The organism is Streptomyces sp. NBC_01255, assembly GCF_036226445.1.
Lineage (GTDB): Bacteria > Actinomycetota > Actinomycetes > Streptomycetales > Streptomycetaceae > Streptomyces.
In genome coordinates this window covers 173,780-197,696 of sequence record NZ_CP108474.1, presented here as the reverse complement: position 1 = coordinate 197,696, position 23,917 = coordinate 173,780, and the positions used below count along the sequence as shown (strand labels likewise).

The window sequence follows — 23,917 nt, the reverse complement described above, 5'->3', positions numbered from 1 at the left end:
GTCACCGCCCGTTCTCGTCGTGCGTGCCGCGGGCGGTGACCGCGGTGCTCACGGTGGTCACCGAGCGCCGCATCATCCGGGGCCTGGAGTCGCCGGGCATGCCGTCGATCCCGCGGACGACGAGCTCCGCCCCCTCGGTGACCGGTGGCGCCACCTCGTACACCGGCGTGACCGGGAACGGCGTGCTGATCACGACGTCCAGGGAGGGCTTGAGTTCGCCGCCGAGCGCCGACCAGATGTCCGCCAGCGACCGCGACTCCGCGGGCGGCATCGCGACGGAGAGCGGAAGGGACTCGGTGATCGGCCGCACCGACTCCGGCACCGCGTCGCCGGTCAGCACCTCGTGGGGGAGCAGCAGCGCCAGCGCGCCCGAAAGCAGCCGGTGCTCGTCCTCCGGCCGGGCCGTCCAGGCGGTCACCAGGTACGAGAGCCGGAACCACCGCGGCGGCTGACGCCTGCGCGTCACGATCCCGTTGGCGTCCCGCTCGGCGTAGGCGCCGCGTTCCCGCCGCGCCACGTCCTCCCGGATGTCGTACAGATAGGCGTTCAGCGTGGGGGAGTTGCGGCGCGCCGCCCAGTCGCGGGTCGGCGCGTCGAAGGCGACGTCGCCCGTGACGGCGGGCGCGAGCAGCCGGCGCAGTGACTCGTCGATCTCATGGATCATCAGATGTAGCCTTCGCGGAGCGCGTACGCGACGGCATGCGCCCGGTTCGTGAGCTGGAGACGCGTCATCAGCGCGTGCAGGATGTTCTTGACGGTGCGCTCGGAGTACGCGAGCTTCTCGCTGATCTGCCGGGTGTCCAGGCCCTCGGCGAGCAGCCGCAGGACGTCCACCTCGCGCGGCGCCATCCCGAAGAGCGGCACCGCCCCGCCGGTGGCCGTCCCCGCGGTGGTCGCCCGCTGGAGCCGCCCCACCTGGTTCAGCAGACGGCTGACCAGGTCCGGCGGCAGCTCGCCCTCGCCGCGGGCCGCGCTGTGCACGGCGCTCAGCAGCCGCTGCTCGGTCGCCTGGTGCCGCCAGATGATGGCGCGCACCCCGTACTCGACCACCGCGAGCAGGTCGGGTTCGCGCAGCTCCCGCGCGACGAGGACGACGCGCTGGTCCCTGCCGCGCAGCAGGCGCCGCAGTTCGGCCGTGGTGGGTTCGTCGATCCGGTCGGCCAGCATTACGGCCACCGCCGGGGAGTCCCGGCTCCCGTCGTCCTGCTCGGGGACGAAGTCGACGGTCGGCTGGTGCCGCAGGTGGCTGATGAGCCCGGCCCTGCTGAGCGGATCGGATGCGTGGACGGTCACCGTCACCCGCGTGGTGAGCACTCCGGTTACCAGCCCTTTCCCACACGCCGTGACGGTCCGGGGCTGGTCAGGCACCCGGGCACGGGGATTAAAACGGGCATGCCGGTGTCTCGCGGCCGCTGGTCGGCGCGCATGGTGGGGCCCCCTGTGTTGTGCTGGTCCATGGCCGGCGAGCCGGCCACTGTGGTCCCTCCCAGTCTCGTCAGCGGTGCTCACGTCCCGCTGACGTCGCGCTAACGTTCCACTGCCGCCGATCCGACCCCCCGCACGACGGCGTGCCATCCCTCAGGCCGTGTGGCTCGCGTCACGTGAGGGGGGTGCGACCTGCTCCGCTCAACTCGCGGCGGCGCCGAACCACTTCGGCAGGTGCACGAGGAGGTCCTGCTGGTCCTCGCCCACCCAGGCGACGTGGCCGTCGGGCCTCAGCAGCACGGCGGGTGCGTCGAGTTCCTCGGTGGCGTCGACGACATGGTCGACCCGGTCCGCCCAGCCCTCCACCGAGAGCCGGCCGGTCCGGTCGAGCAGCAGCCCGCGACCGGCGTGCATCAGCCCGTACAGCCGCCCCTGCTTCAGCGCCAGGTCCCGCAGCCGCCGGCCGAGCAGTTCGTGGCCCTCGCCGAGGTCGTAGCGGACCCCGACCGCGGTGATCGACTCCGTGATGTACCGGTTGACCTCCTCGAAGTCCAGGAGCTTCGAGAACAGCTCCCGCAGGGCCTTCGCGCCGGGAGTGTCCTCCAGGAGCACGCCCTGCGCGAGGGTGCTCGTCAGTACGCGCTCGCCCTCCGGGTGCCGTTCGGCGTGGTAGGTGTCCAGCAGCCCCTCCGGCGCCCAGCCGTTCACCTCGGCGGCCAGCTTCCAGCCGAGGTTGAACGCGTCCTGCACGCCGAGGTTGAGCCCCTGCCCGCCGGTCGGCGGGTGGATGTGCGCCGCGTCGCCGGCCAGCAGCACCCGGCCGACCCGGTACTGCTCCGCCAGGCGGCTGGCGTCGCCGAACCGGGAGAGCCAGTGCGGCGAGTGCGCGCCGAAGTCGGTGCCGGCGACCTCGCGGAGCCGCTCCGTGAACTCCTCCAGCGTCGGCGTGGCCGGGCGGTCCTCGCTCACGTCAGCGGCAGGCACGATGACGCGGTACGTGCCGTCCCCGTTGGGGATGGTGCCGAACCGGACGTTGGTCGTGCGGATCTGCGCCGTCACCTCGGCCACCGTCGCCGGGTCCTCGGCGAGCGCCATCTCGCCGAGCAGCGTCTCGTTCCTGGCCGGCTGACCGGGGAAGCCGACATCGAGCAGCTTGCGCACCGCGCTGCGACCGCCGTCACAGCCGACGAGATAGCGGGCCCGCAGCCGGGTTCCGTCGGCGAGTTCGGCGGTGACCCCGTCCTCGTCCTGGCTCAGCCCGACCAATTCGCAGCCGCGCCGGATCTCGGCGCCGAGCTCGACGGCGTGCTCGGTGAGCAGCCGCTCCGTCTCCGTCTGCGGGAGCAGGAGACCGTACGGGTGCGCGGTGTCCACCCGGTCCGGCCACGGCTTGGTGAGGGCGGAGAACAGGGCGCCGACCGAGAACGGCTCGCCGACCGCGCGGAACCGGTCGAGCAGGCCGCGCTGGTCCATCACCTCGACGCTGCGCGCGTGGATGCCGCGCGCACGCTGCTGAAGAGTCGGCTCGGTCAACCGCTCCAGCACGACCACCCGCACCCCGTGCAGCCGCAGTTCGGCGGCCAGCATCAGTCCGGTCGGTCCGCCGCCGGCAATGACTACGTCGAGCATCATGAATTCCCATTTCCGCAGGTCGTGGCTTAGGCCGCTGATTCTGCGTCATGCCCCGGGCCTTGCGGCAAGTCCCCCTGTGAGCTATATCTTGATCATGGCAGGGAGGTCGTGACCCTCCTTGCCATCGTCATGTTCCGGAAGCGCTCAGGCCCCGAGGTGACACGTCCGTGGGCCATGCGTAGCGCACACCCGTGAGCCGCTCCGACAGAGCCCAGAGCCGGTGTGCCGTGGCGGAGTCCTGGAGGGCGCGTCCCCGGCCGCGGAGGACGGGCTCGCCCCGGAGCTGGAACGGCCCGTCGGGCACGACGTAGCTCCCGCCGGGCAGTTCGGGGACGGTCGAGGCGTACAGCGAGGTCTTGGCCCCGTCGGCGGTGGGGCGGAACGCCACGCGCAGGAGCAGCTTCGTGAGGATCCCGTACGCGCGGCCCCGCGTGCCGTTGGCGCCGCCGGTGAGGACGTTGGAGCGCGTGAGCCCGGGGGCGACGGCCATGCTGCGCAGCTTCTGCCCGGTGGCGTCGGCCCTGCGCTGGAGCTCCACCGCGAAGTAGAGGTTGGCCCGCTTGGACTGTACGTAGGCGAAGGCGGCCCGGTAGCGGCGCTCGGCGTTGAGGTTGGTCATGTCGAAGCGCGCGAACCGCTGGCCCTCGCTGCTGACGGTGACGACGCGCGGCCCGGGGGCGGCCAAGAGGTGGGGGAGGAGAAGGCCGGTGAGGGCGAACGTGCCGAGGTGGTTGACGCCGAACTGCGACTCGAATCCGTCGGCGGTCCGGGCGAACGGCACCATGGCAATGCCGGCGTTGTTGACGAGGAGGTCGATGGGGCCGCGGTTCCAGCCCTCGGCGAAGCCGCGCACGGACGCCAGGTCCGCGAGGTCGAGGAGCCGTAGTTCGGCCTGGACGCCGGGTACGTCGGCGCGCAGGCGCTCCAGCGCGTCCAGCCCGCGCTCGTGGCTGCGGCAGGCCAGGACGACCACGGCGCCGCGGCGGGCGAGTTGACGGGCGGTCTCGTACCCGATGCCGCTGTTCGCGCCGGTGACGACGGCCAGGCGTCCTGACTGGTCGGGGATGGCGTCCGGCGACCGGTCCGTGTGCGGTGAGGAGCGGGCGGCGGTCCGGGAGTCGTGGTTCAAGGGGCCTCGATTCATGGAAGGGCACACCGGTATTGCAACTCGAAGTTGCGATACGCTGATCGTGCCGCAGTTCCCCCGTCCAGGCAACCGTCAACGCAACTAGGAGTTGCAATGGAGTCCGCTGGGTCACCCTCGGAACGTCCTTCCGTCGTCGGCAGGGGCAGCAAGATGCGTACGGCCGTGCTGGAGGCGGCCATCGAGGAGCTCACGACGACCGGGTACACCGGGCTGACCGTCGAGCGCGTCGCCCAGCGGGCCGGCGTGCACAAGACGACGATCTACCGGAACTGGAAGGACGTGGACGGCCTCGTCGCCGACGCGCTGGCCGGGCACTTCGCCGGGGACATCCCGATCCCCGACACCGGGACGGTCGAGGGAGACCTGCGGGCACTGGCCCGTTCCCTCGTCGTCACCATGACCACACGGGCGGGACGCGCCCTCCTCTCGGACGCCGTACGCCTGCCGCAACTCGCCGAGGTCAAGCGGGCGCTCTTCGACGACCGGTTCCGGCGTGCGGAACCCGTCGTCACCCGCGCCGTCGAGCGGGGCGAACTGCCCGCGCACACCGATGCGACCGAACTCCTCAAAACCCTCGCCGCGCCCATCTACTTCCGGCTCGTCTTCACCGGCGAGCCCGTCGACGCGACGACCGCGGACCGCGCGGTGCACGTGGCCCTCGCGGCCGCGCGCGCCCCCGCCCTGCCGGAGGACTGACCCCGGGCGTTGTCAGTGCCGTGGGGAAGGATGTTCCCCATGACGATCCCTTCCGCCGTCGAGGCGTTCTCCAGCATGTCCAGCACGGCCGACCGCGCCGAGTACGAGGCCGCTGTCGACCGCCTGCGCGAGGCCTCCCGCACGTACTACGGGGCGGGCTACAGCCTCATGGACGACGTCACGTACGACCGGCTGCGGCTGGCGGTGAAGGAGTGGGAAGAGGTTCACCCCGACGCCGTCGTACCGGGCTCGCCCACCGACCAGGTCGCCGACGGAGCCGCCCCCGACGGCGACATCGCGCACACCACGCGCCTCCTCAGCCTGGACAACGTCTTCGACCCCGAGGAACTCGCGGCCTGGGGCGCGTCGCTCCAGCGCCGTCTCGGCCACGCGCCGACGGGAGGGTTCACCGTCGAGCCGAAGATGGACGGCGCGGCCGTCGCCGCCCGCTACCGCGACGGACGACTGGTCCAGATCATCACCCGGGGCGACGGTGCCCGGGGCGAGGACGTCAGCCACGTCATCGGCACGATCGTGGGCCTGCCCGAGCAGCTGCCGGTCCCCGCCACGTTCGAGGCCCGGGGCGAAGTCCTCTTCACCCAGGAGCAGTTCGAGGCCGCCAACGAAGTGCGCACCGCGCACGGCGGCGCCGTCTTCGCGAACCCGCGCAACGGCGCCGCGGGCACCCTGCGGGCCAAGGACCGCCCGTACCGGCTCGCGATGACGTTCTGGGCCTACGGCGCGGTCGAGCTGGACGGCGAGGAGTTCCTCCCCGCCGGGGCCACCCATGCCGAGTCGCTGGCAGCGGTGGCACGGGCGGGGGTGCGGACGACGGCCGACAGCCCGGCCGGACTGCACGTCGTCGCCACGCTCGACGAGGCACAGGAGAAGGTCGACGCGATCGCTGCGCTGCGCGCGGGCCTGCCCTTCGGCATCGACGGTGTCGTCATCAAGGCCGACAGCGCGGCCGAGCAGACGGCGGTGGGATCAGGCAGCCGCTTTCCGTACTGGGCCATCGCCTACAAGCTCCCGGCGGTCGAGCGGCAGACCGTGCTGACGGACGTGATCTGGGACGTGGGCCGCACGGGCGTGCTCGCGCCCACCGCGATCCTCGCCCCGGTCGAGCTCGACGGGTCCACGGTCACCCGCGCGACCCTGCACAACCCCGCGGACATCCTCCGGCGCGACCTCCACATCGGCGACACCGTCACGGTCCACAAGGCCGGCGACATCATCCCGCGCGTGGAGGCCGCCGTCGTCGAGCTCCGCCCGCAGGACGCCACACCGGTCCCGCTGCCCGAGCAGTGCCCCAACTGCGGCGGGGCCATCGACAAAAGCCAGGAGCGGTGGCGTTGCGCCAAGGGCACCGCCTGCGCGCTGGCCCCCCTGATCGAGTACGTCGCCGGGCGCGACATCCTCGACATCGACGGCCTCGGCAGGAAGTACGTCGACGCGCTGATCGCCTCCGGCGACGTGCGCGACGTCGCCGACCTGTTCACCCTCACCGAGGACCGGCTCACCGCCGCCTCGGGCAGCGCCAAGCGCGGCGCGAAGCTCGCCGAGCAGCTCCGGCTCGCCAAGTCCCGCCCCCTCAGCCGCGTCTTCTGCGCGCTCGGCATCCCGGGCACCGGCCGCCGCATGTCCCGGCGCATCGCCGAGCACTTCGGCACCATGGAGGCCATCCGTGCGGCCGACGCCGACGTGCTGCAGGACGTCGAAGGCGTCGGCCCGGAGAAGGCTCCGGTCATCGTCGAGCAGGTCGCCGCGCTCGCCCCGGTGATCGACAAGCTGATCGCGGCCGGCGTGACCATGATCGAGCCGAAGCAGGAGGAGTCCGAGCAGGCCGAGGAGGGGCCCCTGACCGGGAAGACCGTTGTCGTGACCGGCAGGATGACCGGTCCGCTCGACGGCTGGGGGCGCTCCGAGATGGGCGCGCTCATCGAGAAGGCCGGTGGGCGTGTGGGCAGCGGCGTCAACTCCCGGACGACCTACCTGGTCGCCGCACCGTCCGCGAACGGCAAGCCGAGCTCGAAGGCCGTCAAGGCCCAGGAACTCGGCGTGGAGGTGCTCACCCCTGAGACCTTCGCCGCGCTCACGGCCGCCTACCTCGACTGAGCGGCGCGCACCCGGGGTTCGGCCGGGCCGTCGGCCCGGCCGGGCCGGGAAGCGCGTGCCAGAATGACGGGGACTCCCCACCGATCCACCGAGGTTCACGTGACCAAGCCCGCTGCCCGTCAGCCGCTGCGACGCAACGCGCGGTCCAACCGGGCGCGCATCCTGGCCACGGCCCGGCGCGAGCTCGGGCAGAACCCCGACATCACGCTGGAGGAGCTGGCGCGTGCCTCGGGGGTCGTGCGGCGCACGCTCTTCGGGCACTTTCCCGGGCGCGACGCCCTGCTGGAGGCTCTCGCCGAGGAAGCCTCCGAGACGCTGCGGAGCGCGCTGACCGCCGGTGCGAGACCCGCGGAACCGGCAGAGAGGGCGCTCGCGCACTTCGTGTTCTCGATGTGGCCCGTGGGAGACCGGTACCGGATGCTCCTTGCGCTGGCCCGCCGCGACCTCGGCGTCGAGCGGGTCGCCGAGATCCTGGCCCCCGCCCGCGCCGAGGCCGCGGCCATCCTGGAGCGTGGCCAGCGGGACGGCGTCTTTCCCGCGCACCTCCCGCCCGCCGTGCTGAGCGCCGGGCTCGAAGCCATGACGGTCGCGCTCCTCGAGGCCGTCAACACCGGGGAGCTGGACGACGAGGGGGCCCCTGTCGCCGTCGCCGTACTCGTCGCCGCGGGCGTACCGGAGGACAAGGCGCGCCGCGTCGTCGACGACGTCGCTTCGGTGGTCCTCCCGGAGGCGCCGACCCCCGAATGAGGCGCCGCACGGCCGGCCCGTGCCCCTCGCTGCTTCTCCTCTGCCCCGGCGTACACCGCCGGGGCAGAGTCGTCTCCGGCGTGCCCCCATTATTTGCACACCGGTGGGCAATAACCTAGCCTGCACATCAATGGGCAATTAATTCGTCCTGCTAGGAGCCCCCCTCATGCCCCCCTTCATGAACACCCCCGTCGAGAAGATGGACGGGCCCTACGCGCGGCGCTGGTGGGCCCTGCTGGTCCTGTGCCTGAGCCTGCTGATCGTCGTCATGGCGAACACGTCGCTGATCGTGGCGGCGCCGGACATGACGAGGGACCTCGGTCTGAGCAGCAGCGATCTGCAGTGGGTCATCGACGGCTACACCGTCCCCTACGCGGCGCTGATGCTGGTGCTCGGCGCGATCGGCGACAAGTACAGCCGCCGGGGCGCGCTCGTCACGGGCCTGGTGGTCTTCGCGGCCGGATCCGTCATGGGAAGCCTGGTCGACGAGACCTCGGCCGTCATCCTGGCCCGGGCGATCATGGGCATCGGTGCCGCCGTCGTCATGCCGGCCACGCTCTCCCTGCTGGTCGCGATCTTCCCCCGGGGCGAGCGCGCCAAGGCCATCACGGCCTGGACCGCCACCTCGGGCCTGGCCATCGCCGTCGGCCCGCTGGTCGCCGGCTGGCTCCTGGAGGACCACTCCTGGGGATCCACGTTCCTGATCAACGTCCCGGTCGCGGTCCTCGCGGTCATCGGCGCACTCTTCCTGGTGCCGCCGTCGAAGGCCCGGGGCATGGGGCGGATCGACTACGTGGGCGGCCTGCTGTCCATCGTCTCCGTCGGCGCCCTGGTGTACGCGACCATCGAGGGCCCGCACTTCGGCTGGGGCGCAGGACCGGTCGCCGCCGCCGTCGTGGCGGCCGTGGCCCTGCCGGCCTTCGTGTGGTGGGAGCTGCGCCACCCGCACCCCATGCTCGACGTCCGGAAGTTCCGGATGCGTCCCTTCAGCGGCTCCATGCTGGCGGTGCTGTTCTTCTTCTTCGGGACCTTCGGCGCGATCTACTACGCGACACAGTTCCTGCAGTTCGTCCTCGGCTACGGAGCGCTCGAGACCGGTGTACGGCTCCTGCCGCTGGCCGGAGCCGTGTTCGTCGGTGCCGCGGCGACCGGGCGGCTGACCCCGAAGCTGGGCATGAAGGTCACGGTCTCGGCCGGGATGGTGATCGGCACGGCGGGCGTCCTCCTCCTCACCCGGATCGACACGGGGTCCACGTACACCGACTTCCTGGCGCCGATGATGATGCTGGGCCTGGCGATCGGCCTGAGCGTCTCGCCGGCCACCGACACCATCATGAGCTCCTTCCCCGAGTCGGAGCTGGGCGTCGGCGGCGGAGCCAACGACACCGCGCTGGAGCTCGGCGGCTCCCTCGGCATCGCGGTCCTCGGCTCCCTCCTCGGTACGGCGTACCGGGACGAACTGGCCGACCTGGTCGGCAACCGCCTCCCGGCCGCCGCGCTCCAGACCGCCCAGGACTCGGTGGGCGCCGGGCTCGCCGTCGCCGAGCGGGTCGCCCAGGACCCGTCCGCCGGACCCCAGCAGGCCCAGGCCCTCGTCGGAGCGGTGCACGAGTCGTTCGCCCACGGCGTCGCCGCGACGAGCCTCGTCGGCGGGATCATCATGGCCGTCGGTACGGCGATCGTCCTCGTCGTCCTGCCCGGCCGCCGCGGCGCACAGCGGAACCGGCCGTCGGACGGGGCGGCGGCGGACACGTCGCGGAAGGGGGCAGCCGAGCGCGTCGACGCCGCATAGGCGGACCGACTGGAAGGGGCGGGGCTACGACTCCGTGGGGTGGGCGATCGCCCGCCCCACCAGTCGTCCCAGCCGGCTCTCCGCGCTGTCCAGGAGCATGTCCAGAGCCGCCGGATAGGCGCTGTGGTTCATGCGTGCGGCCAACAGATCGGCCGTGGCGGCGATGTGGGGGTGCGACGCGGCCGACAGCCGGGCGTAGGTCGACTCCCACATCTGCTCGTCGGCTTCCCGCGCCGCCGCGGGCAGCGCCAGTGAGGCCGCGTCCAGGGCGGCGAAGGCTAGGCTCTGGTCGATGAAGGCGTGGTAGATCCGTACCGTGTCCGGGTCGGGGAAGCCCGCCGTCCGCAGCACGGCCAGGATCGCCTCGTCCACGGCCGTCTCCTGCTCCCGCCCGGTGACGCGGCTGGCGGTGAGCACCGCCGCCTGGGGGTGCGCGAGGTAGGCGCCGTGGATGCGCAGACCCAGTCGGCGCAGGTCGGCGCGCCACTCCCCGGTGGGCGCCCAGCCGTCCAGCGCCCGTCCGATGAGCTCCGCCCCGATCGCCAGCGTCAGGTCGTCCATACCGGCGAAGTAGCGGTAGAGCGTGCTCGGGTCGGCGCCCAGCGCGAGCCCGAGGCGCCGGGCGGTGAGCCCCTCGCCGCCGTGTTCGGCCAGCATCCGCAGCGCCGTCTCCACGATCACCCGCTCCGACAGCACCGCGCCGTTCTTCGTCGGGCGCCGCCGTCTGCGCGCCGACTCCGGCACCACCTGCTTCCCCACGACCCGGCTCCTTCCCGTTGCCGGGCACCTTATGCCAACGCCATAGACGTTAGCGAGGGAACAGGGGTTTCATCGCCTGCACCAGAGGTCACAGTTCCAGGGCACAGCCTTGGAGAGGGAGATTCCTGTCATGCGTGTACTGCTTGTCGGCGCCGGAGGCGTGGGAACCGCCATCACCCGGATCGCGGCCCGCCGTCCGTTCTTCGACCACATGGTCGTCGCCGACTACGACCTCGCCCGCGCCGAGGCGGCCGTCGCCGCCCTGGGCGACGGCGCCACCCGGTTCAGCGCCTGCCGCACGGACGCCTCCGACGAGAGCGCGGTCGCCGCGCTCCTGAAGGAGCAGCGCTGCGACGTCCTCCTCAACGCCACCGACCCGCGCTTCGTCCTGCCGCTGTTCCACGCCGCCGCCGCGGCCGGCGCGCACTACCTCGACATGGCGATGTCGCTGTCGCGCCCGCATCCCGAGCGCCCGTACGAGCTGTGCGGGGTCAAGCTGGGCGACGCCCAGTTCGAGCAGGCCGAGCGGTGGGAGAAGGCCGGCCGGCTCGCCCTGGTCGGCATGGGCGTCGAACCCGGCATGTCCGACGTCTTCGCCCGCTACGCCGCGGACGAGCTCTTCGACGAGATCGAGGAGATCGGCATCCGCGACGGCGCCGACCTCACGGTCGAGGGCTACGACTTCGCGCCGTCGTTCAACATCTGGACGACCATCGAGGAGTGCCTGAACCCGCCGGTCGTCTACGAGGCCGGCCGCGGCTGGTTCACCACCGAGCCGTTCAGCGAGCCCGAGGTCTTCGACTTCCCCGAGGGCATCGGCCCGGTGGAGTGCGTGAACGTCGAGCACGAGGAGGTCCTGCTCGTGCCGCGCTGGATCGACGCGAAGCGGGTCACGTTCAAGTACGGCCTCGGTGAGGACTTCATCGGCAAGCTCAAGACCCTGCACGCGCTGGGCCTCGACAGCACCGCGCCCGTCACCGTGGCGACGGACCTCGGCCCGGCGCAGGTGTCGCCCCGCGACGTCGTGGCCGCCGCCCTTCCCGACCCGGCGACGCTCGGCGACCGGATGACCGGCAAGACCTGCGCGGGTACCTGGGTCAAGGGCGTCAAGGACGGGGCGCCGCGCGAGGTCTACCTCTACCACGTGGTCGACAACGAGTGGTCGATGCGCGAGTACGGCTGCCAGGCCGTCGTGTGGCAGACCGCGATCAACCCGGTCGTGGCCCTGGAACTGCTGGCCGCCGGCATCTGGTCCGGGGCGGGCGTCCTCGGCCCCGAGGCCTTCGCCCCGCGCCCCTTCCTGGACCTGCTCACCGCGTACGGATCCCCCTGGGGCCTGCGCGAGCAGTGACGATCCTGGTGTCGCCCGTGGGCGGCGCGGCCACCCCTGGCCGCGCAGCCCACCTGGTGCCGCGTACGACCCCGATCGTGCCGGTCGGCTGGTCAGCCGGTCAGCCGGTCAGCCGGTGTGGCCGGGGGTTTCGCCGGTCTTGTCCGTGACACCCCGGGACAGGATCGCGGTGGTGGCGGTGATCTGGCCGGACGTGGCCCACGGCTTGTCCTCGACCATGACACCCCGCTCGCCGAGGAACTCCAGTGTGTTCCTGTCGAAGATCCACTCGGTCCGCTCGCCGTTGTGGACACGGGCGACGGCGACGCCGTGGCGGCCGGCCGCATCGACGGCGTCGCCGACGACAGTGACGCCGGGGATCCCGGCCGCCGCCTTGTAGAGGGCGGCGCTGACCTTCGGCGGGGCCAGCTGCTCGCGCAGCAGGTCGCCGATCGTCACGAACGCCTCCTGGTCCGGCCCCGGCCCCTGGCCCCTCGTCTCGTCGTAGATCTTCTTCAGGAGCACGTCGGGGTCGGTGGGCAGCGACGCCAGGTAGCGGTACGTCGGGCTGTTCAGGGTGGGAGCGGGATTGCCGACGGACGTGACGGGACGGCCGCTCTTGTCGACCTCGTCGGCCAGCGGCACGTCCTGGCCCCTCTCGCGGAGAAGACCGGGCCTGCTTCCGTCCACCGAGAGCCAGACCTTGCGGCTGTGGGGAGTGTCCAGACGCATGACGGGGTCGGCGTCGCTCTGGCTGGACCAGGCGACCGTACTGGAGACGTAGACGTACTGGTCGTCGCGGACGGCGCGGGCGGGCTTGGCGGCGGCGACGGTGGCGATACGGTCGAGCAGGACCGCCACCGGTGTCGCCTCCGGCCTGGCGTCCTGCGCCTTCCGGTCCGAGCCGGGGGCCACGGCGGCCTTCGGGTCGGCACCCGGGCCCGGGTCGAGCCCGCCGTTCGTCGCCAGCGTGACGGCCAGCGCGCCGGCGGCGAGCGGAACGGCGGCGATCGTCAGCCGGCGTGCTCCGAAGCGGGGCTTGGCGCCGGCGGGAGCGGCGGCGGGAGCGGTGTCCTGCCGGAACTCGCGCAACAGCTGGTCCTTGAGGGCCTGGTGGTGGCGGCCGGGCCGGTCCCGATCGGCCGGGACGGGCAACAGCCGGGCGATCTCCTCGCGTTCGGCCGGGGTGGGCCGGGACGGGGTGGTGCTCATCGGGCTTCCTCCTGGGTGGGCCGGACCGCGGGGACGCGGTCACCATCTATCTGTCCGCGGCCCGGCTCCGAGTTCCCGTTCCGTGCCGACAGGCCGGTTCCGGCGTACTTCTGGAGCTTCTTGCGGGCGCGGGACAGGCGCGAACGGACTGTTCCCACCGGGACGTCCAGCGCCTTGGCGGCGGCCGCGTAGTCCAGACCCGACCAGACGCACAGGGCGACCACCTCACGCTCGGGGCGCCGCAGCCGGGAGAGCGCCGCCTGGAGCGCCGCCACCCGCTCGGCGTCGTCGATCCGGCCGACCAGGTCCTCGGCGAAGTCGGGGAACACCTCCTCGCGCGGCAGACGGTTCAGGGCCGCCTCGTGGCGCCGGGCCGCCCGGCGGGTGTTCCGCACGACGTTGGTGGCGATCCCCAGCAGCCACGGCCGCAGGGACCCGCCGTCCGGATCCACCGACGCCCGCAGCCTCCAGGCCTCCAGGAACGTCAGCGACAGCATGTCCTCGGCCGCCGACCAGTCCCCGGTCAGCCGGAAGGCGTGGTTGTGCACCGCCCGGGCGTAGTCGTCGAAAAGGGCACCGAACGCATCGGAGTCTCCCGCTCGTATTCGGGCACGCACACTCGTCTCCATGACACCGGACTGTCCGACCGGCCCGGATCGGTTCCCGGAAGGTGACACACGCCACACCCGACGCGATACGCGAGGGTCCGCCGTCAGGCTCCGGCGGCCGCCGAGCGTACCGCTTCCGAGAGGGGCATGCCGCCGCCCTCGCGGAACGCCGCGGTGTACGCGGAGTCGCCGAGCGCCCGCACGGCCACCGCGGCGATGCGGCGTACGTCGGCGCTCTCTGCCTCCGGGAGGGGCGCCCCGACGCTCCGCCGGGCCGCGTCCGCCGCGCCCAGGAACCGGGCGGCGCGGGTGAGGTGCGGTGAGTCGCCCGTGGCCGCGGCAACACCGGCGACGCCTTCGAGGGAGAGCGCGAGCGCGCGCGGGTCGGCCAGTTGCCCGGCGAACTCGAGACCGCGTGCCTGATACGCGGAAGCCTCGGCCACCCGGCCGCGGAGGGCTGCCACGAAGCCGAGCTCCACATGGATCAGATGCTTCCCCGCGGTCGACGACGGGTACGCGTCGCGCATCGTCCGCAGATGGTGTTCGGCGGCGTCCAGGTCGCCGGAGCGGCGTGCGCCGAGGGCGAGGCCCATGAGCGCGAACACCTCGCCGAACATATGGCCCTGCTCCGCTGCCGCGCGCCGGGCCCGCTCGTGCAGGACGCGAGCCTGCTCCCAGTCGCCGGCCAGGAGCGCGAGGCGGCCGAGGCCGCCCAGCCGTGCCGAGGCCTCCGCCGCCAGACCCAGACCCTCGGCGAGCCGCAGGCCTTCGGTCTGACGGGCGGTGGCGCCGGCGTAGTCGCCCTCGATCTCGGCGAGGGCGGCGAGCACCGGAACCGTCAGCAACTCGCCCCATCTGTCCCCGAGTTCCCGGAAGGCCGCGGCAGCGTAGAGGCCGTCCTCCCGCGCGGTCCGCAGGTCACCGGCGGCGAACGACGTATGGGCGCGCAGTGCCCGGGCCGCGGCGGTGCCCCACCGGTCGCCGGCTTCGGTGAAGCGGTCGAGAGCGCGGGAGTCGACGGCGTGGGCCGCCACCGGGTCGCCCGCGTGGTAGAGGCCGTACGCGAACAGCCACAGCGCGCGACCCCGCCGCGCGGGATCGGCGATGTCCGCCTCGGGGCAGTCCGTCTCCGGCGCGCGTCCGCCCGTCAGCATGGTGAAGGCAGCCAGGAGCACACGCGGTTCGGCCGACACGTCGGCTGCCGTGTCGGCCGGGAGGGCGTCCACGACCACGGCGAGGGTACGCCGGGCCTCGTGCAGACGGCCGCGCAGCAGCCACCAGGGGCACAGGGCGGCGGCCAGACGCGCCGCGCCGTGCGCCTCGGCCGTCCGCAGGGCGTGGTCGAGGGCGGCGCGGATGTTGGCGGATTCGGCGTCCAGCTGTGCGAGCCGGCGGCGCTGGCCCGCACCGCGCAGCCGGTCTTCGGCGCGCTCGGCGAACTCGCGGTAGTAGACGGCGTGACGATCCGTCACGACACCGGACTCACCCGCTTCGTGGAGGCGTTCGCGGGCGTATGCGGCGACCGATTCCAGCAGGCGGTAGCGCGGCCCGTCGGCCGTCCGGACCGTCGAGACGAGGGACCGGTCGACCAGGCGGCCCACCAGATCCAGCACGTCGTCGTGGGCGATGCCGTCGCCCGCGCACACCGTCTCCGCCGCGGCGGGCGTGCACCCGCCGACGGGGACGGCGAGGCGGCGCAGGACGGCCTGCTCGGGAGGGGCGAGGAGGTCCCAGCTCCAGTCGATCACCGCGCGCAGCGTCTGCTGCCGGGCCGGGAGACCGCGCTGACCGGAGGCGAGGACACGGAAGCGGTCGCCGAGGCGTTCGGCCAGTTCCCGTACGCCGAGGGCCCGGACGCGGGTGGCGGCGAGCTCCAGGGCGAGGGGGAGTCCGTCGAGGCGACGGCAGATCTCCGCGACGGCGTCCCGCACCTCGCCGCTCTCGTCGTCGCTCTCGGCCGCGATGCCGGAATCGGATGCGGGCGCGAAGTCCGGTGCCGCCGCGACGGCCCGCTCGGTGAAAAGCCGGGCCGCGTCGTCGGGTTCGAGGGGCGCGACGGCGTACACCGTCTCGCCGGGGAGCCGGAGGGACTCCCGGCTCGTGGCGAGCACGCGCACCCCCGGCGCGGACCGGAGCAGGGACCCGGCCAGCTCGGCAGCCGGTTCGATCACGTGCTCACAGTTGTCGAGCACGAGGAGCACCCGGCGGTCCCGCAGCGCTCCGTGCAGCGCGGCCGAGGCGTCGGCGGTGCCGCGTGCCGACGACGCCGTGTCGCGGATGCCGAGGGCCGACGCCACCGCCTGGACGAGATCCGCGGTATCGGCGGGCAGGCCGCCGAACTCGACGAACCACACGCCGTCCGGCACGACGCCACCGGAGGCGTCGTCGTCCGGCTCGTCGGCACCGAGCTGCTCGGCGACGGCCAGCGCCAGGCGCGTCTTGCCCACTCCGCCGGGTCCGGTCAGCGTGACGAGCCGCTCGGTGCCGAGGAGCCGGACGACGGCCTCGCGCGCGGGGCCGCGCCCGACGAGAGTCGTCGGCGGCGTGGGCAGGTTCCGGCGGCGGGGCGTGAGCGCGCGCGGGTCGGGGAGGAGCGGTGGGACCGCGGCCGCCGCCTCCAGGGCCCCGCCGTCGGATGAGGAACGGACGACGACGGGGGGCTCGGCGGAGACCGCGACGGGTATGAGCCCGGCGTCCTGGCGCAGGATCGCCTCGTACAGCGCCGCGAGACCGGGGCTCGGGTCGAGGCCCAGTTCGTCGGCGAGCAGGGTGCGGAGCTCCGTGTACGCGGCGACCGCCTCGCTCTGCCGGCCCGCGCCGTACAGGGCCCGCATCCGTACGGCCCGCAACCGCTCGCGCAACGGATGACGGGCGACGAGACCGGCCGTCTCGCCGAGCAGCAGAGGATCCCCGAACTCCAGCCGGGCCTCTGTCTGTTCCTCGACGAGGGTGAGCCGCTCCTCGGCCAGGCGCTCCGCCGCCGGGCGGACGAACTCCTCGTCGGCGAAGTCCGCGTACGCGGGCCCGCGCCACAGGTCCAGCGCCTCGCCGAGCAGGGCCGCCCGGGGGCGCGGCGCGGCGACGAGCCGGGCCTGCGCCGCGAGCTGCCGGAGCCGTGAGGTGTCGACCTCGGCGGGGTCGCCGTCGAGGCGCAGCCGGTATCCGGCCGGCTGGTGGAGCACGCGGTCGCGGCCGACGGCCCTGCGCAGCTGGGAGACCTTGGCCTGGAGCGCGTTGGCCGGATTGCCGGGGACGGCGTCGCCCCAGATGTCGTGGACGAGGCGGTCGGCCGACACCGGCTGCCCCTCGTGGACCAGAAGGTCGGCGAGGAGCGCGCGCACCTTGGTCTCCGGTACACGCACGGGTGCACCGTCGGCATCCCACACCGCCACCGGACCGAGCACCCCGAACCTCATGGGACCCGACCCTACACAGCCATGATCATCCGACCCTGAGCGGACCGTCAGCGGACCGTCAGCGGATCCGAAGCGGGCTGCGCGACAGTCTGTTCAGCGGGGCTCGCAGCCCCGGCGAAGAGACGGACGAAGGAGCACGATCATGAGCACGGCCACCACCACGAACACCACCACCACGGTTGACGCGTCCCCGTCGTCCCCGCTCTTCGAGCCCACCCACCTCGGCTCCCTCCCGCTGAAGAACCGACTGGTGATGGCGCCGATGACCCGGAACCGCGCGAGCGCGACGGGTGTCCCGGAGCCGATCATGGCCACGTACTACGCCCAGCGGGCCTCGGCCGGGCTGATCATCGCGGAGGCGGCGACCCCCAACGCGGTCGGTGCCACGTACCCCAACATCCCCGCGATCCACGACGACACGCACGTGGTCGGCTGGCGCCGCGTCACCGACGCCGTGCGGGACGCCGGCGGGCAGATGTTCCTCCAGCTGCAGCACGGCGGCCGGGTGGGACACCCGGAGACCACCGGGCACCACCCGCTCGCCCCGTCACCGGTGCCGCTGCCCGACACGATCTTCACCCCGTCCGGGCATCAGGAGTCCGTGGTCCCGCAGGAGATGACGGAGGAGCAGATCACGTCCACCGTCGCGGACTTCGCCGATGCGGCCCGGCGGGCGGTGGACGCCGGATTCTCGGGGGTCGAGGTCCACTCCGCGAACGGCTACCTGCTGCACCAGTTCCTGTCCAGCGCCACGAACCTGCGCACCGACGGCTACGGGGGCTCCGTCGCGAACCGCATCCGTTTCACCGTCGAGGTCGTCCGCGCCGTCGCCGAGGCGATCGGCCCGGAGCGGGTGGGCGTGCGCATCGCGCCGGGCGTCACCGCCAACGCCATGCGGGAGGACGACGTCGACGCCGTCTACCCGGCCCTCGTGGGCGAACTGAGCGACTTGGGACTCGCGTACCTCCACGTGGTCTTCGCCGACCCCGACCAGCCCCTCTTCCACACCCTGCGCGCGGCCTGGCCCGGCACGCTCATCGCCAACCCCGCCCTGCCGTGGCCCGGCCCGCTCCCCGCCGACGGCGGCCGCGCCGCAGGCGAGCGCCTCCTGGACGCCGGCGCCGACCTGATCGCCCTGGGCCGCTCCTTCCTGGCCAACCCCGACCTGGTCGCCCGGATGCGCGCCGGCGCCCCGCTCAACCCGATCCGGGACGCGCACCTGATGTACGTCGGCGGCGAGACGGGCTACACGGACTACCCGACGCTCGCCTGAAACCGCTCGCGCGAGGTCGTCGACCGCTGGCACGCTGACGGTCATGGAACATGCGGAAGTACTCCTCATCGGAGGGCGCGCGGGCGTCGGCAAGACGACCGTGGGGTGGGAGGTCTCGGCGCGGCTGCGGGCCGCCGCGATCGGGCACGCGGTCCTGGAGGGCGACTACTTGGGCCAGGTGCATCCGGCCCCGGAGGACGATCCGCGCCGCTCGGAGATCACCGAGAGGAATCTGACGGCGGTCTGGGCCAACTTCGCCCGGCTGGGCCACCGCCGCCTGATCTACACGAACACCGTGAGTGTCCTGCCGGAGGCGACGGGCATGTTCGAGCGCGCGATGGGGGAGGGCGTGCGGATCGTCCGTGTGCTGCTCACGGCCTCCGACGCCACTGCGGGCGAGCGGCTGACAGGCCGGGAACTCGGCTCCGAACGGGAACAGGAGATCGCGGGCAGCGCCCGCAAGGCGCGACTCCTGGACGAACGGGCACCCGTCGACACGGTACGGGTGGCGACCGACGGGCGGTCCGTTCCCGACATCGCGCGGGAGGTGGTGGCCGTCACCGGCTGGGTCGGACGGTGACGTACTCCGTGATCCCTCCGTGGATCCCCTCGCGTGTTACTTGCTGGTAGGCAATGATGGTGGACATCCATCCATACGGCCGGGGGCTGAGGTAACGGTGACGACTTTCGACGAACGGACCACGGTGCACGCCTTCCGGGACGACGCGCTCGGGGAGCATGACGCCGTCGGTCTCGCCGACGCCATCCGGCGGGGCGAGGTCAGCGCCGCCGAGGTCGCCCGGGACGCGGCCGAGCGGGTCCGGGCGGTCGACGGCCGGCTCCACGCGGTCCAGGCGCACGTCTCCGCGCCGGCGCCCGCGGCCTGGGCGGGCGGCGCGTTCGCCGGGGTGCCGACCTTCGTCAAGGACAACACCGACTACGTGGGACTGCCCACCGGTCACGGCAGCGCGGCCTTCACCCCGCGCGCGGCACGGCGGCACGCGCCGTTCACGCGGCAGTTCCTGAGCAGCGGCGTCACGGTGCTGGGCAAGACGCGGCTGCCCGAGTTCGGGTTCAGTCCGACCACGGAGTTCGAGGGCGCCGAGCCCGTGCGCAACCCGTGGAACACGGGCCATTCGGCGGGTGGTTCGTCGGGCGGCAGTGCGGCGCTCGTCGCCGCGGGGGCCGTGCCGATCGCGCACGCCAACGACGGCGGCGGCTCGATCCGCATACCCGCCGCCTGCTGCGGTCTCGTCGGCCTCAAGCCGACCCGCGGCAGGGTCGTCCCGAACGCCCAGAGCCGTCAACTGCCGCTGGACCTCGTCTCCGACGGCATCGTGAGCCGCTCGGTGCGCGACACCGCCGCGTTCCTCGCCGACGCCGAGCGGTACTGGCGCAACCCGAAGCTGCCGCCCCTCGGCCTGGTCGAAGGGCCCTCGGAGCGACGGCTGCGCATCGGGTACCTGGTGGACTCGCCCAGTGGCGTCCACTCCGACACCGCCACCCGGGAGGCCGTCACGGAGACCGTGACGAGGCTCGAACGGCTCGGACACACCGTGCAGCCCGTGGAGTTGGCCATCGATCCCCGCTTCACCGACGACTTCCTCACCTACTGGGGCCTGTTGTCGTTCCTCATCGGCACCACGGGCCGGACCTTCGGCCGGGACTTCGACCGGCACCGCATGGACGGCCTCAGCCGGGGGCTGCGCGAGGAGTACCTGAAGAACTGGCGGGGCACTCCCGGCGTGGTGCGGAGGCTGAAGCGCACCAAGGAGGCGTACGCGGCGGGATTCCGCGGACTCGATCTCGTCCTCTCCCCGGTGCTCGCCCACACCGCGCCGCCGATCGGCCACCTGAGCCCGGCCGTTCCCTACGCGACCCTGATCGAGCGGATCCTCGCGTACGTCGCGTTCACCCCGGTCGACAACGTCGTCGGGACGCCGTCGATCTCGTTGCCCTCGGCGAGCGCGACCGACGACGGCCTGCCGATCGGCGTCATGTTCTCCGGCCGCCCCGGCAGTGAACGGACGCTGCTGGACGTCGCGTTCGCCCTGGAGGCGGACCGGCCCTTCCGGCGCATCCAGGACGTCTGACACCGCCACGGCGATCACGGAGGACCGCGGATCGGCGACCGCGCGTTCTCCTGTGAGGACCGCCGAATCACGTACGTCTTCCCCGTCGAGGGCCGGCTCCGGAGAGTTCTTCCGGTGTCCTTCGCCGGGGAATGGTGCGGAAGAGGGTGGCCGTGATCGGTGCGAGCAGTCAGGATTGCCTCGATCCGAACTGTCCGCACCGTCCCCGTACACAAGGACCCGTCGTCATGGCCCACTCCGTCACGTCCTCCCTCTCCTCGCTGCTCGTCAGCCATGTGGAGCTGTACGTCACCGACGCCCGTGCCGCCGCCGAGGCGTTCACCGTCGGCTACGGCTTCCAGGTGTTCGCCACCGCCGAACGCACCCCCACCACCGGCGCCGAGGGCGCGGGCCGTTCGCTGGCCCTGCGGCAGGGCGACATCGTCCTCGTGGTCACCCAGGCCCTCGACGACACCCACCCGGCCGCCGCCTACACGGCCGCCCACGGCGACGGCATAGCCGACATCGCGCTGACCACCACCGACGTGCGCGCCGCCTTCGCCGAAGCCGCCGCCCGTGGGGCGGTCCCGCATGCCGAGCCCGCCGACCACGCCGGCGGCTGGGCCACCGCACGGGTGGCCGCCGGATTCGACGACGTACGCCACACCCTCGTCCAGCGCCCGACCGCAGGAGCCGAGGCGCACGGCACGCCGCTGCCGCTCCCCGGCTTCGCACCGGTCGCCGAACTCGCCCCGCCCGCCGCCGAGTCGCCCGCACTGACCCTCCTCGACCACGTCGCCGTGACCGTCCGCACCGGTGAACTCGCCACCTCCACCGGCTACTACGAGCAGGTCTTCGGCTACGCGTCCGTGTACGAGGAGCTGATGGTGCAGGGCAGGGAGGCCATGGACTCCAAGGCCGTCCGCAGCCCCGCGGGCGACCTGACCTTCACGGTCCTCGCCCCGAGCCCCGACCACCAGGCCGGACACATAGGCGACTTCCTGGCACGACACGGCAGCGGCGGCGTCCACCACCTCGCCTTCGCCACCGAGAACATCGTCGAGACCGTCGCCCGCCTCGACAAGCGCGGCATCGTCTTCCTCTCCACCCCGGACGCCTACTACGAGGCACTCGCCGCGCGCCTCGACCTGGGCCGCCACTCCATCGAGGAGCTGCGCGAGCCCGGCATCCTCGCCGACGAGGATCACGCGGGCCAGCTCTTCCAGATCTTCACCCGCACCGTCCACCCCCAGCGCACCCTCTTCTACGAGATCATCGAGCGGATCGGCGCCGACACCTTCGGCGGCGGCAACGTCCGCGCGCTCTACGAGGCCGTGCAGGCGGAGAAGGCCGAGCACGAGGGCAACACCCCCGCGGAGAACGCCCAGTGACCCCCGGCGCACTCGACGCGATGCTCACCCCCGCCGACGCGGAGGCCCTCGCGGCGGGCGTCCTGCCGGCCGGCGTGGAGCGGTTCGTCGCGGGCGGCGCGGGAAGCGAACTCACCCTCGCCGCCAACCGCGCCGCGTTCGACCGGCTCCACCTGCTGCCCCGCGTCCTCGCCGACGTCTCCGCCACCAGTACCACCGCCACGCTCCTCGCCGATCCCGCCGCCCTGCCCCTGGCCGTCGCCCCGATGGCCTACCAGCGTGCCGTCCACCCCGATGGCGAACTCGCCGCCGCCCGGGCGGCCTTCGCCGCGGGCGTCCCCTTCACCGCCTGCACCTTCAGCAGCATCCCGGTCGAGGACATCGCCGCGACCGGTGCCACCGTCTGGTTCCAGCTGTACTGGCTGCGCGACCGGGGCCACACCAAGGAGTTGCTCGCCCGCGCCGAAGCCGCCGGCGCGCGCGCCCTCATGCTGACGGTCGACACCCCGTACATGGGCCGTCGGCAGGCCGACATGCGTGGTGCCTTCACCCTCCCCGAGGGCGTGTCGGCCGTGCACTTCGCGCGCGACCGCGACGGAGTGCCGCGCGGCGCCGAGGGCGGCGTCAGCGCCATCGCCGCCCAGACCGCCGGCGTCGTGGACCCCTCCCTGTCCTGGAAGGACCTGGACTGGCTGCGCGACCACACCCGGCTGCCGCTCGTCCTCAAGGGCGTCCTCGACCCCGCCGACGCCGACCGGGCCGCTGCCCACGGCGTCGACGGCATCGTCGTCTCCAACCACGGCGGCCGCCAGCTCGACGGCGCACTGCCCGCTCTCGACGCCCTTCCGGCGGTCGTCGACGCCGTCGCCGGCCGCAGCCGGATCCTCCTCGACAGCGGCGTCCGCACCGGCACCGACGTCCTCAAGGCCCTCGCCCTGGGCGCCTCCGGCGTCCTCGTCGGCCGCCCCGTGCTGTGGGGACTGGCCGCCGGGGGAGAGGCAGGCGTCGCCAAGGTCCTCACCCTGCTCCGCGAGGAACTGGAGAACGCCCTCGCCCTCGCCGGCTGCCCCGACCCGGCCGCCGCCGCTCGACTCCGCACGGTGCGCGCCCCGGGCGGCGACGCCCCCTACTGATCGTTCCGGACTGAGTCGAGTTCCGCCTCCTCCGCCTGCAACGAACGCTCAGCGGACCCGAACTGCCACGGCGCGACTGAGCCGTTGGTCAGAGCAGTGCCCTCGGGAGGAGAGGAGGTGGCGCACCGTCACGTCCTACACCTCCGGCTCCCACGCGCGCAGCAGATCGATCAAACCTGAGTCTCCGTCGATCTGCAGAGTGTCCGCCGGGATCCTGCACATCGAGGTTGGCACGCCGCCGACCGTGGTGGAGGGCAGGCGCGGTTCCCGTGCTCATGGACACGGAACCGCCCCGGGGGTACGGGGGAGTCCACCGGGGCGGTATGTCCGGCAGTCTAGAGGAGCGCGCGCCCACGGGCGCGCGGATCGCCGAGGTGTGCCCCCGTCTGTTCAGCGGTGGCCAGGGCCTGTTCTGCGGATCGTGGCCGGTGGCTAGCGCCCGCGGCCCGCGGCCGAGGCGAAGCCCAGCCAGGTGTGGCGGTTGCCCCACCAACACCAGCCCACCTTCGGGGCGTTGCGCCGCTCGCGGCCGTCCCGCCCCGTGCCGTTGCTGATCCAGATCGCGGGGGTACGGGCGTCCAGGGCGCCGTTCGCCTTGCGCAGCCGGGAACCGATGGTCATGAAGCAGAGGTTCCGTTCGAGGGCGGCCGGCTGCTGGAGCACCCAGAGGATGCCTTCGGTGAGCACGAGCGGGGTGCGGTCCTCCTTGACGAGGGCGGGCAGTGCCTCGTCCGGGCTCCAGTTGGACATGTGGTCGCCGCGGTCGACACCGGTGACCAGGTAGAAGGGTGCGTCGGGGAGCGTGATGTCGGACGGGGCGAAGTCGTCGACATCGGGCATGTCGACGACGACGAAGCCGGGCTTGCCGTCACGGCTGAGGAGCGGGGCGAGCGCGGACGCCGGGGCGCGGTCCGGGTGCACGGCGAGCAGAGCGCCACTGCCATCGCCATCGGCACCGGCACCGGCGGCGAAGGCCCGCAGAGCGTCGGCGGAGACCCCGGCGATCTCGTGCACCCCGAGCTCGATCAGGCGCTCGGCCTGCGCGGCGAGCGGCGGGAGCGGGGGCACGGTGGCGGTGGGGGACGTGTCGGGCAAGGTACTCCTCGGGACGAGCTGTGCAGGGGGACTTGGGGTCAACGGGGTGGCCCGCGGGATTGTTCCCCGGTCGGCCCGTCCCGGGGGTGGTCACT

At 73.0% G+C, this 23,917-nt stretch carries 19 protein-coding genes; 10 read left to right on the top strand and 9 right to left on the bottom strand.

Going from position 1 to position 23,917, the window contains the following annotated elements; all coding sequences use genetic code 11:
- Position 1: 1 nt before the first annotated feature.
- The 4 genes from OG357_RS00785 to OG357_RS00770 form a co-directional block, all read right to left on the bottom strand.
- On the bottom strand, positions 2–664 hold the full coding sequence (locus tag OG357_RS00785) for a DUF4255 domain-containing protein (protein WP_329619220.1): 663 nt from the start codon (positions 662–664) through the stop codon (positions 2–4).
- A complete protein-coding gene (locus OG357_RS00780; protein WP_329619219.1) occupies positions 664–1,314 on the bottom strand; it encodes a helix-turn-helix transcriptional regulator in 651 nt (216 codons plus the stop codon). The genes OG357_RS00785 and OG357_RS00780 overlap by 1 nt, the downstream gene beginning before the upstream one ends.
- Positions 1,315–1,626: 312 nt before the next feature.
- The gene (gene rox / locus OG357_RS00775) at positions 1,627–3,054 is read right to left on the bottom strand and encodes a rifampin monooxygenase (RefSeq protein ID WP_329625450.1); all 1,428 of its coding nucleotides are present in this window, start codon (positions 3,052–3,054) and stop codon (positions 1,627–1,629) included.
- Positions 3,055–3,184: 130 nt separating this feature from the next.
- Positions 3,185–4,186 (bottom strand): oxidoreductase, encoded by a 1,002-nt coding sequence (locus tag OG357_RS00770; RefSeq protein ID WP_329619218.1) that lies wholly within the window; start codon positions 4,184–4,186, stop codon positions 3,185–3,187.
- A 168-nt stretch (positions 4,187–4,354) separates the two neighbouring features.
- Between OG357_RS00770 and OG357_RS00765 the strand changes: the two genes are divergently transcribed.
- From OG357_RS00765 to OG357_RS00750, 4 genes are all read left to right on the top strand, one after another.
- Positions 4,355–4,900: a TetR-like C-terminal domain-containing protein gene (locus OG357_RS00765; protein ID WP_329619217.1), complete on the top strand. Its 546-nt coding sequence runs from the start codon at positions 4,355–4,357 to the stop codon at positions 4,898–4,900.
- A gap of 39 nt (positions 4,901–4,939) precedes the next feature.
- Positions 4,940–7,015, top strand: a complete 2,076-nt coding sequence (gene ligA, locus OG357_RS00760; protein WP_329619216.1) for an NAD-dependent DNA ligase LigA — start codon at positions 4,940–4,942, stop codon at positions 7,013–7,015.
- A 99-nt stretch (positions 7,016–7,114) separates the two neighbouring features.
- Positions 7,115–7,762: a TetR/AcrR family transcriptional regulator gene (locus OG357_RS00755; protein ID WP_329619215.1), complete on the top strand. Its 648-nt coding sequence runs from the start codon at positions 7,115–7,117 to the stop codon at positions 7,760–7,762.
- A gap of 166 nt (positions 7,763–7,928) precedes the next feature.
- Positions 7,929–9,554: an MFS transporter gene (locus OG357_RS00750; protein ID WP_329619214.1), complete on the top strand. Its 1,626-nt coding sequence runs from the start codon at positions 7,929–7,931 to the stop codon at positions 9,552–9,554.
- A gap of 24 nt (positions 9,555–9,578) precedes the next feature.
- Here the strand turns inward: OG357_RS00750 and OG357_RS00745 are convergent, their stop codons facing one another.
- The gene (locus tag OG357_RS00745) at positions 9,579–10,313 is read right to left on the bottom strand and encodes a TetR/AcrR family transcriptional regulator (RefSeq protein ID WP_329619213.1); all 735 of its coding nucleotides are present in this window, start codon (positions 10,311–10,313) and stop codon (positions 9,579–9,581) included.
- Positions 10,314–10,443: 130 nt separating this feature from the next.
- Between OG357_RS00745 and OG357_RS00740 the strand changes: the two genes are divergently transcribed.
- Positions 10,444–11,664, top strand: coding sequence for a saccharopine dehydrogenase family protein (locus OG357_RS00740; RefSeq protein ID WP_329619212.1), 1,221 nt, complete (start codon positions 10,444–10,446; stop codon positions 11,662–11,664).
- Between the two features lie 108 nt (positions 11,665–11,772).
- Here the strand turns inward: OG357_RS00740 and OG357_RS00735 are convergent, their stop codons facing one another.
- From OG357_RS00735 to OG357_RS00725, 3 genes are all read right to left on the bottom strand, one after another.
- On the bottom strand, positions 11,773–12,855 hold the full coding sequence (locus OG357_RS00735; protein ID WP_329619211.1) for a CU044_5270 family protein: 1,083 nt from the start codon (positions 12,853–12,855) through the stop codon (positions 11,773–11,775).
- Positions 12,852–13,484, bottom strand: a complete 633-nt coding sequence (locus tag OG357_RS00730; protein WP_329619210.1) for an RNA polymerase sigma factor — start codon at positions 13,482–13,484, stop codon at positions 12,852–12,854. The genes OG357_RS00735 and OG357_RS00730 overlap by 4 nt, the downstream gene beginning before the upstream one ends.
- A gap of 83 nt (positions 13,485–13,567) precedes the next feature.
- A complete protein-coding gene (locus OG357_RS00725) occupies positions 13,568–16,825 on the bottom strand; it encodes an AfsR/SARP family transcriptional regulator (RefSeq protein ID WP_443066610.1) in 3,258 nt (1,085 codons plus the stop codon).
- Positions 16,826–17,021: 196 nt separating this feature from the next.
- On the opposite strand from OG357_RS00725, the gene OG357_RS00720 reads away from it, so the two are divergent.
- The 5 genes from OG357_RS00720 to OG357_RS00700 all read left to right on the top strand — a co-directional run bounded on the left by OG357_RS00720 (position 17,022) and on the right by OG357_RS00700 (position 22,727).
- Positions 17,022–18,152 carry an alkene reductase gene (locus tag OG357_RS00720; RefSeq protein ID WP_329619208.1) on the top strand — a complete coding sequence of 377 codons (1,131 nt, stop codon included), beginning with the start codon at positions 17,022–17,024 and terminating at the stop codon, positions 18,150–18,152.
- Between the two features lie 43 nt (positions 18,153–18,195).
- Positions 18,196–18,732 (top strand): AAA family ATPase, encoded by a 537-nt coding sequence (locus tag OG357_RS00715; protein ID WP_329619207.1) that lies wholly within the window; start codon positions 18,196–18,198, stop codon positions 18,730–18,732.
- A 97-nt stretch (positions 18,733–18,829) separates the two neighbouring features.
- Positions 18,830–20,245: an amidase gene (locus OG357_RS00710; RefSeq protein ID WP_329619206.1), complete on the top strand. Its 1,416-nt coding sequence runs from the start codon at positions 18,830–18,832 to the stop codon at positions 20,243–20,245.
- A gap of 227 nt (positions 20,246–20,472) precedes the next feature.
- Positions 20,473–21,615, top strand: coding sequence for a 4-hydroxyphenylpyruvate dioxygenase (gene hppD, locus OG357_RS00705; RefSeq protein WP_329619205.1), 1,143 nt, complete (start codon positions 20,473–20,475; stop codon positions 21,613–21,615).
- A 20-nt stretch (positions 21,616–21,635) separates the two neighbouring features.
- Positions 21,636–22,727, top strand: a complete 1,092-nt coding sequence (locus OG357_RS00700) for an alpha-hydroxy acid oxidase (protein WP_443066785.1) — start codon at positions 21,636–21,638, stop codon at positions 22,725–22,727.
- A gap of 432 nt (positions 22,728–23,159) precedes the next feature.
- Here the strand turns inward: OG357_RS00700 and OG357_RS00695 are convergent, their stop codons facing one another.
- Positions 23,160–23,822, bottom strand: a complete 663-nt coding sequence (locus OG357_RS00695) for a DUF5701 family protein (RefSeq protein ID WP_329619203.1) — start codon at positions 23,820–23,822, stop codon at positions 23,160–23,162.
- Between the last annotated feature and the right edge of the window lie 95 nt (positions 23,823–23,917).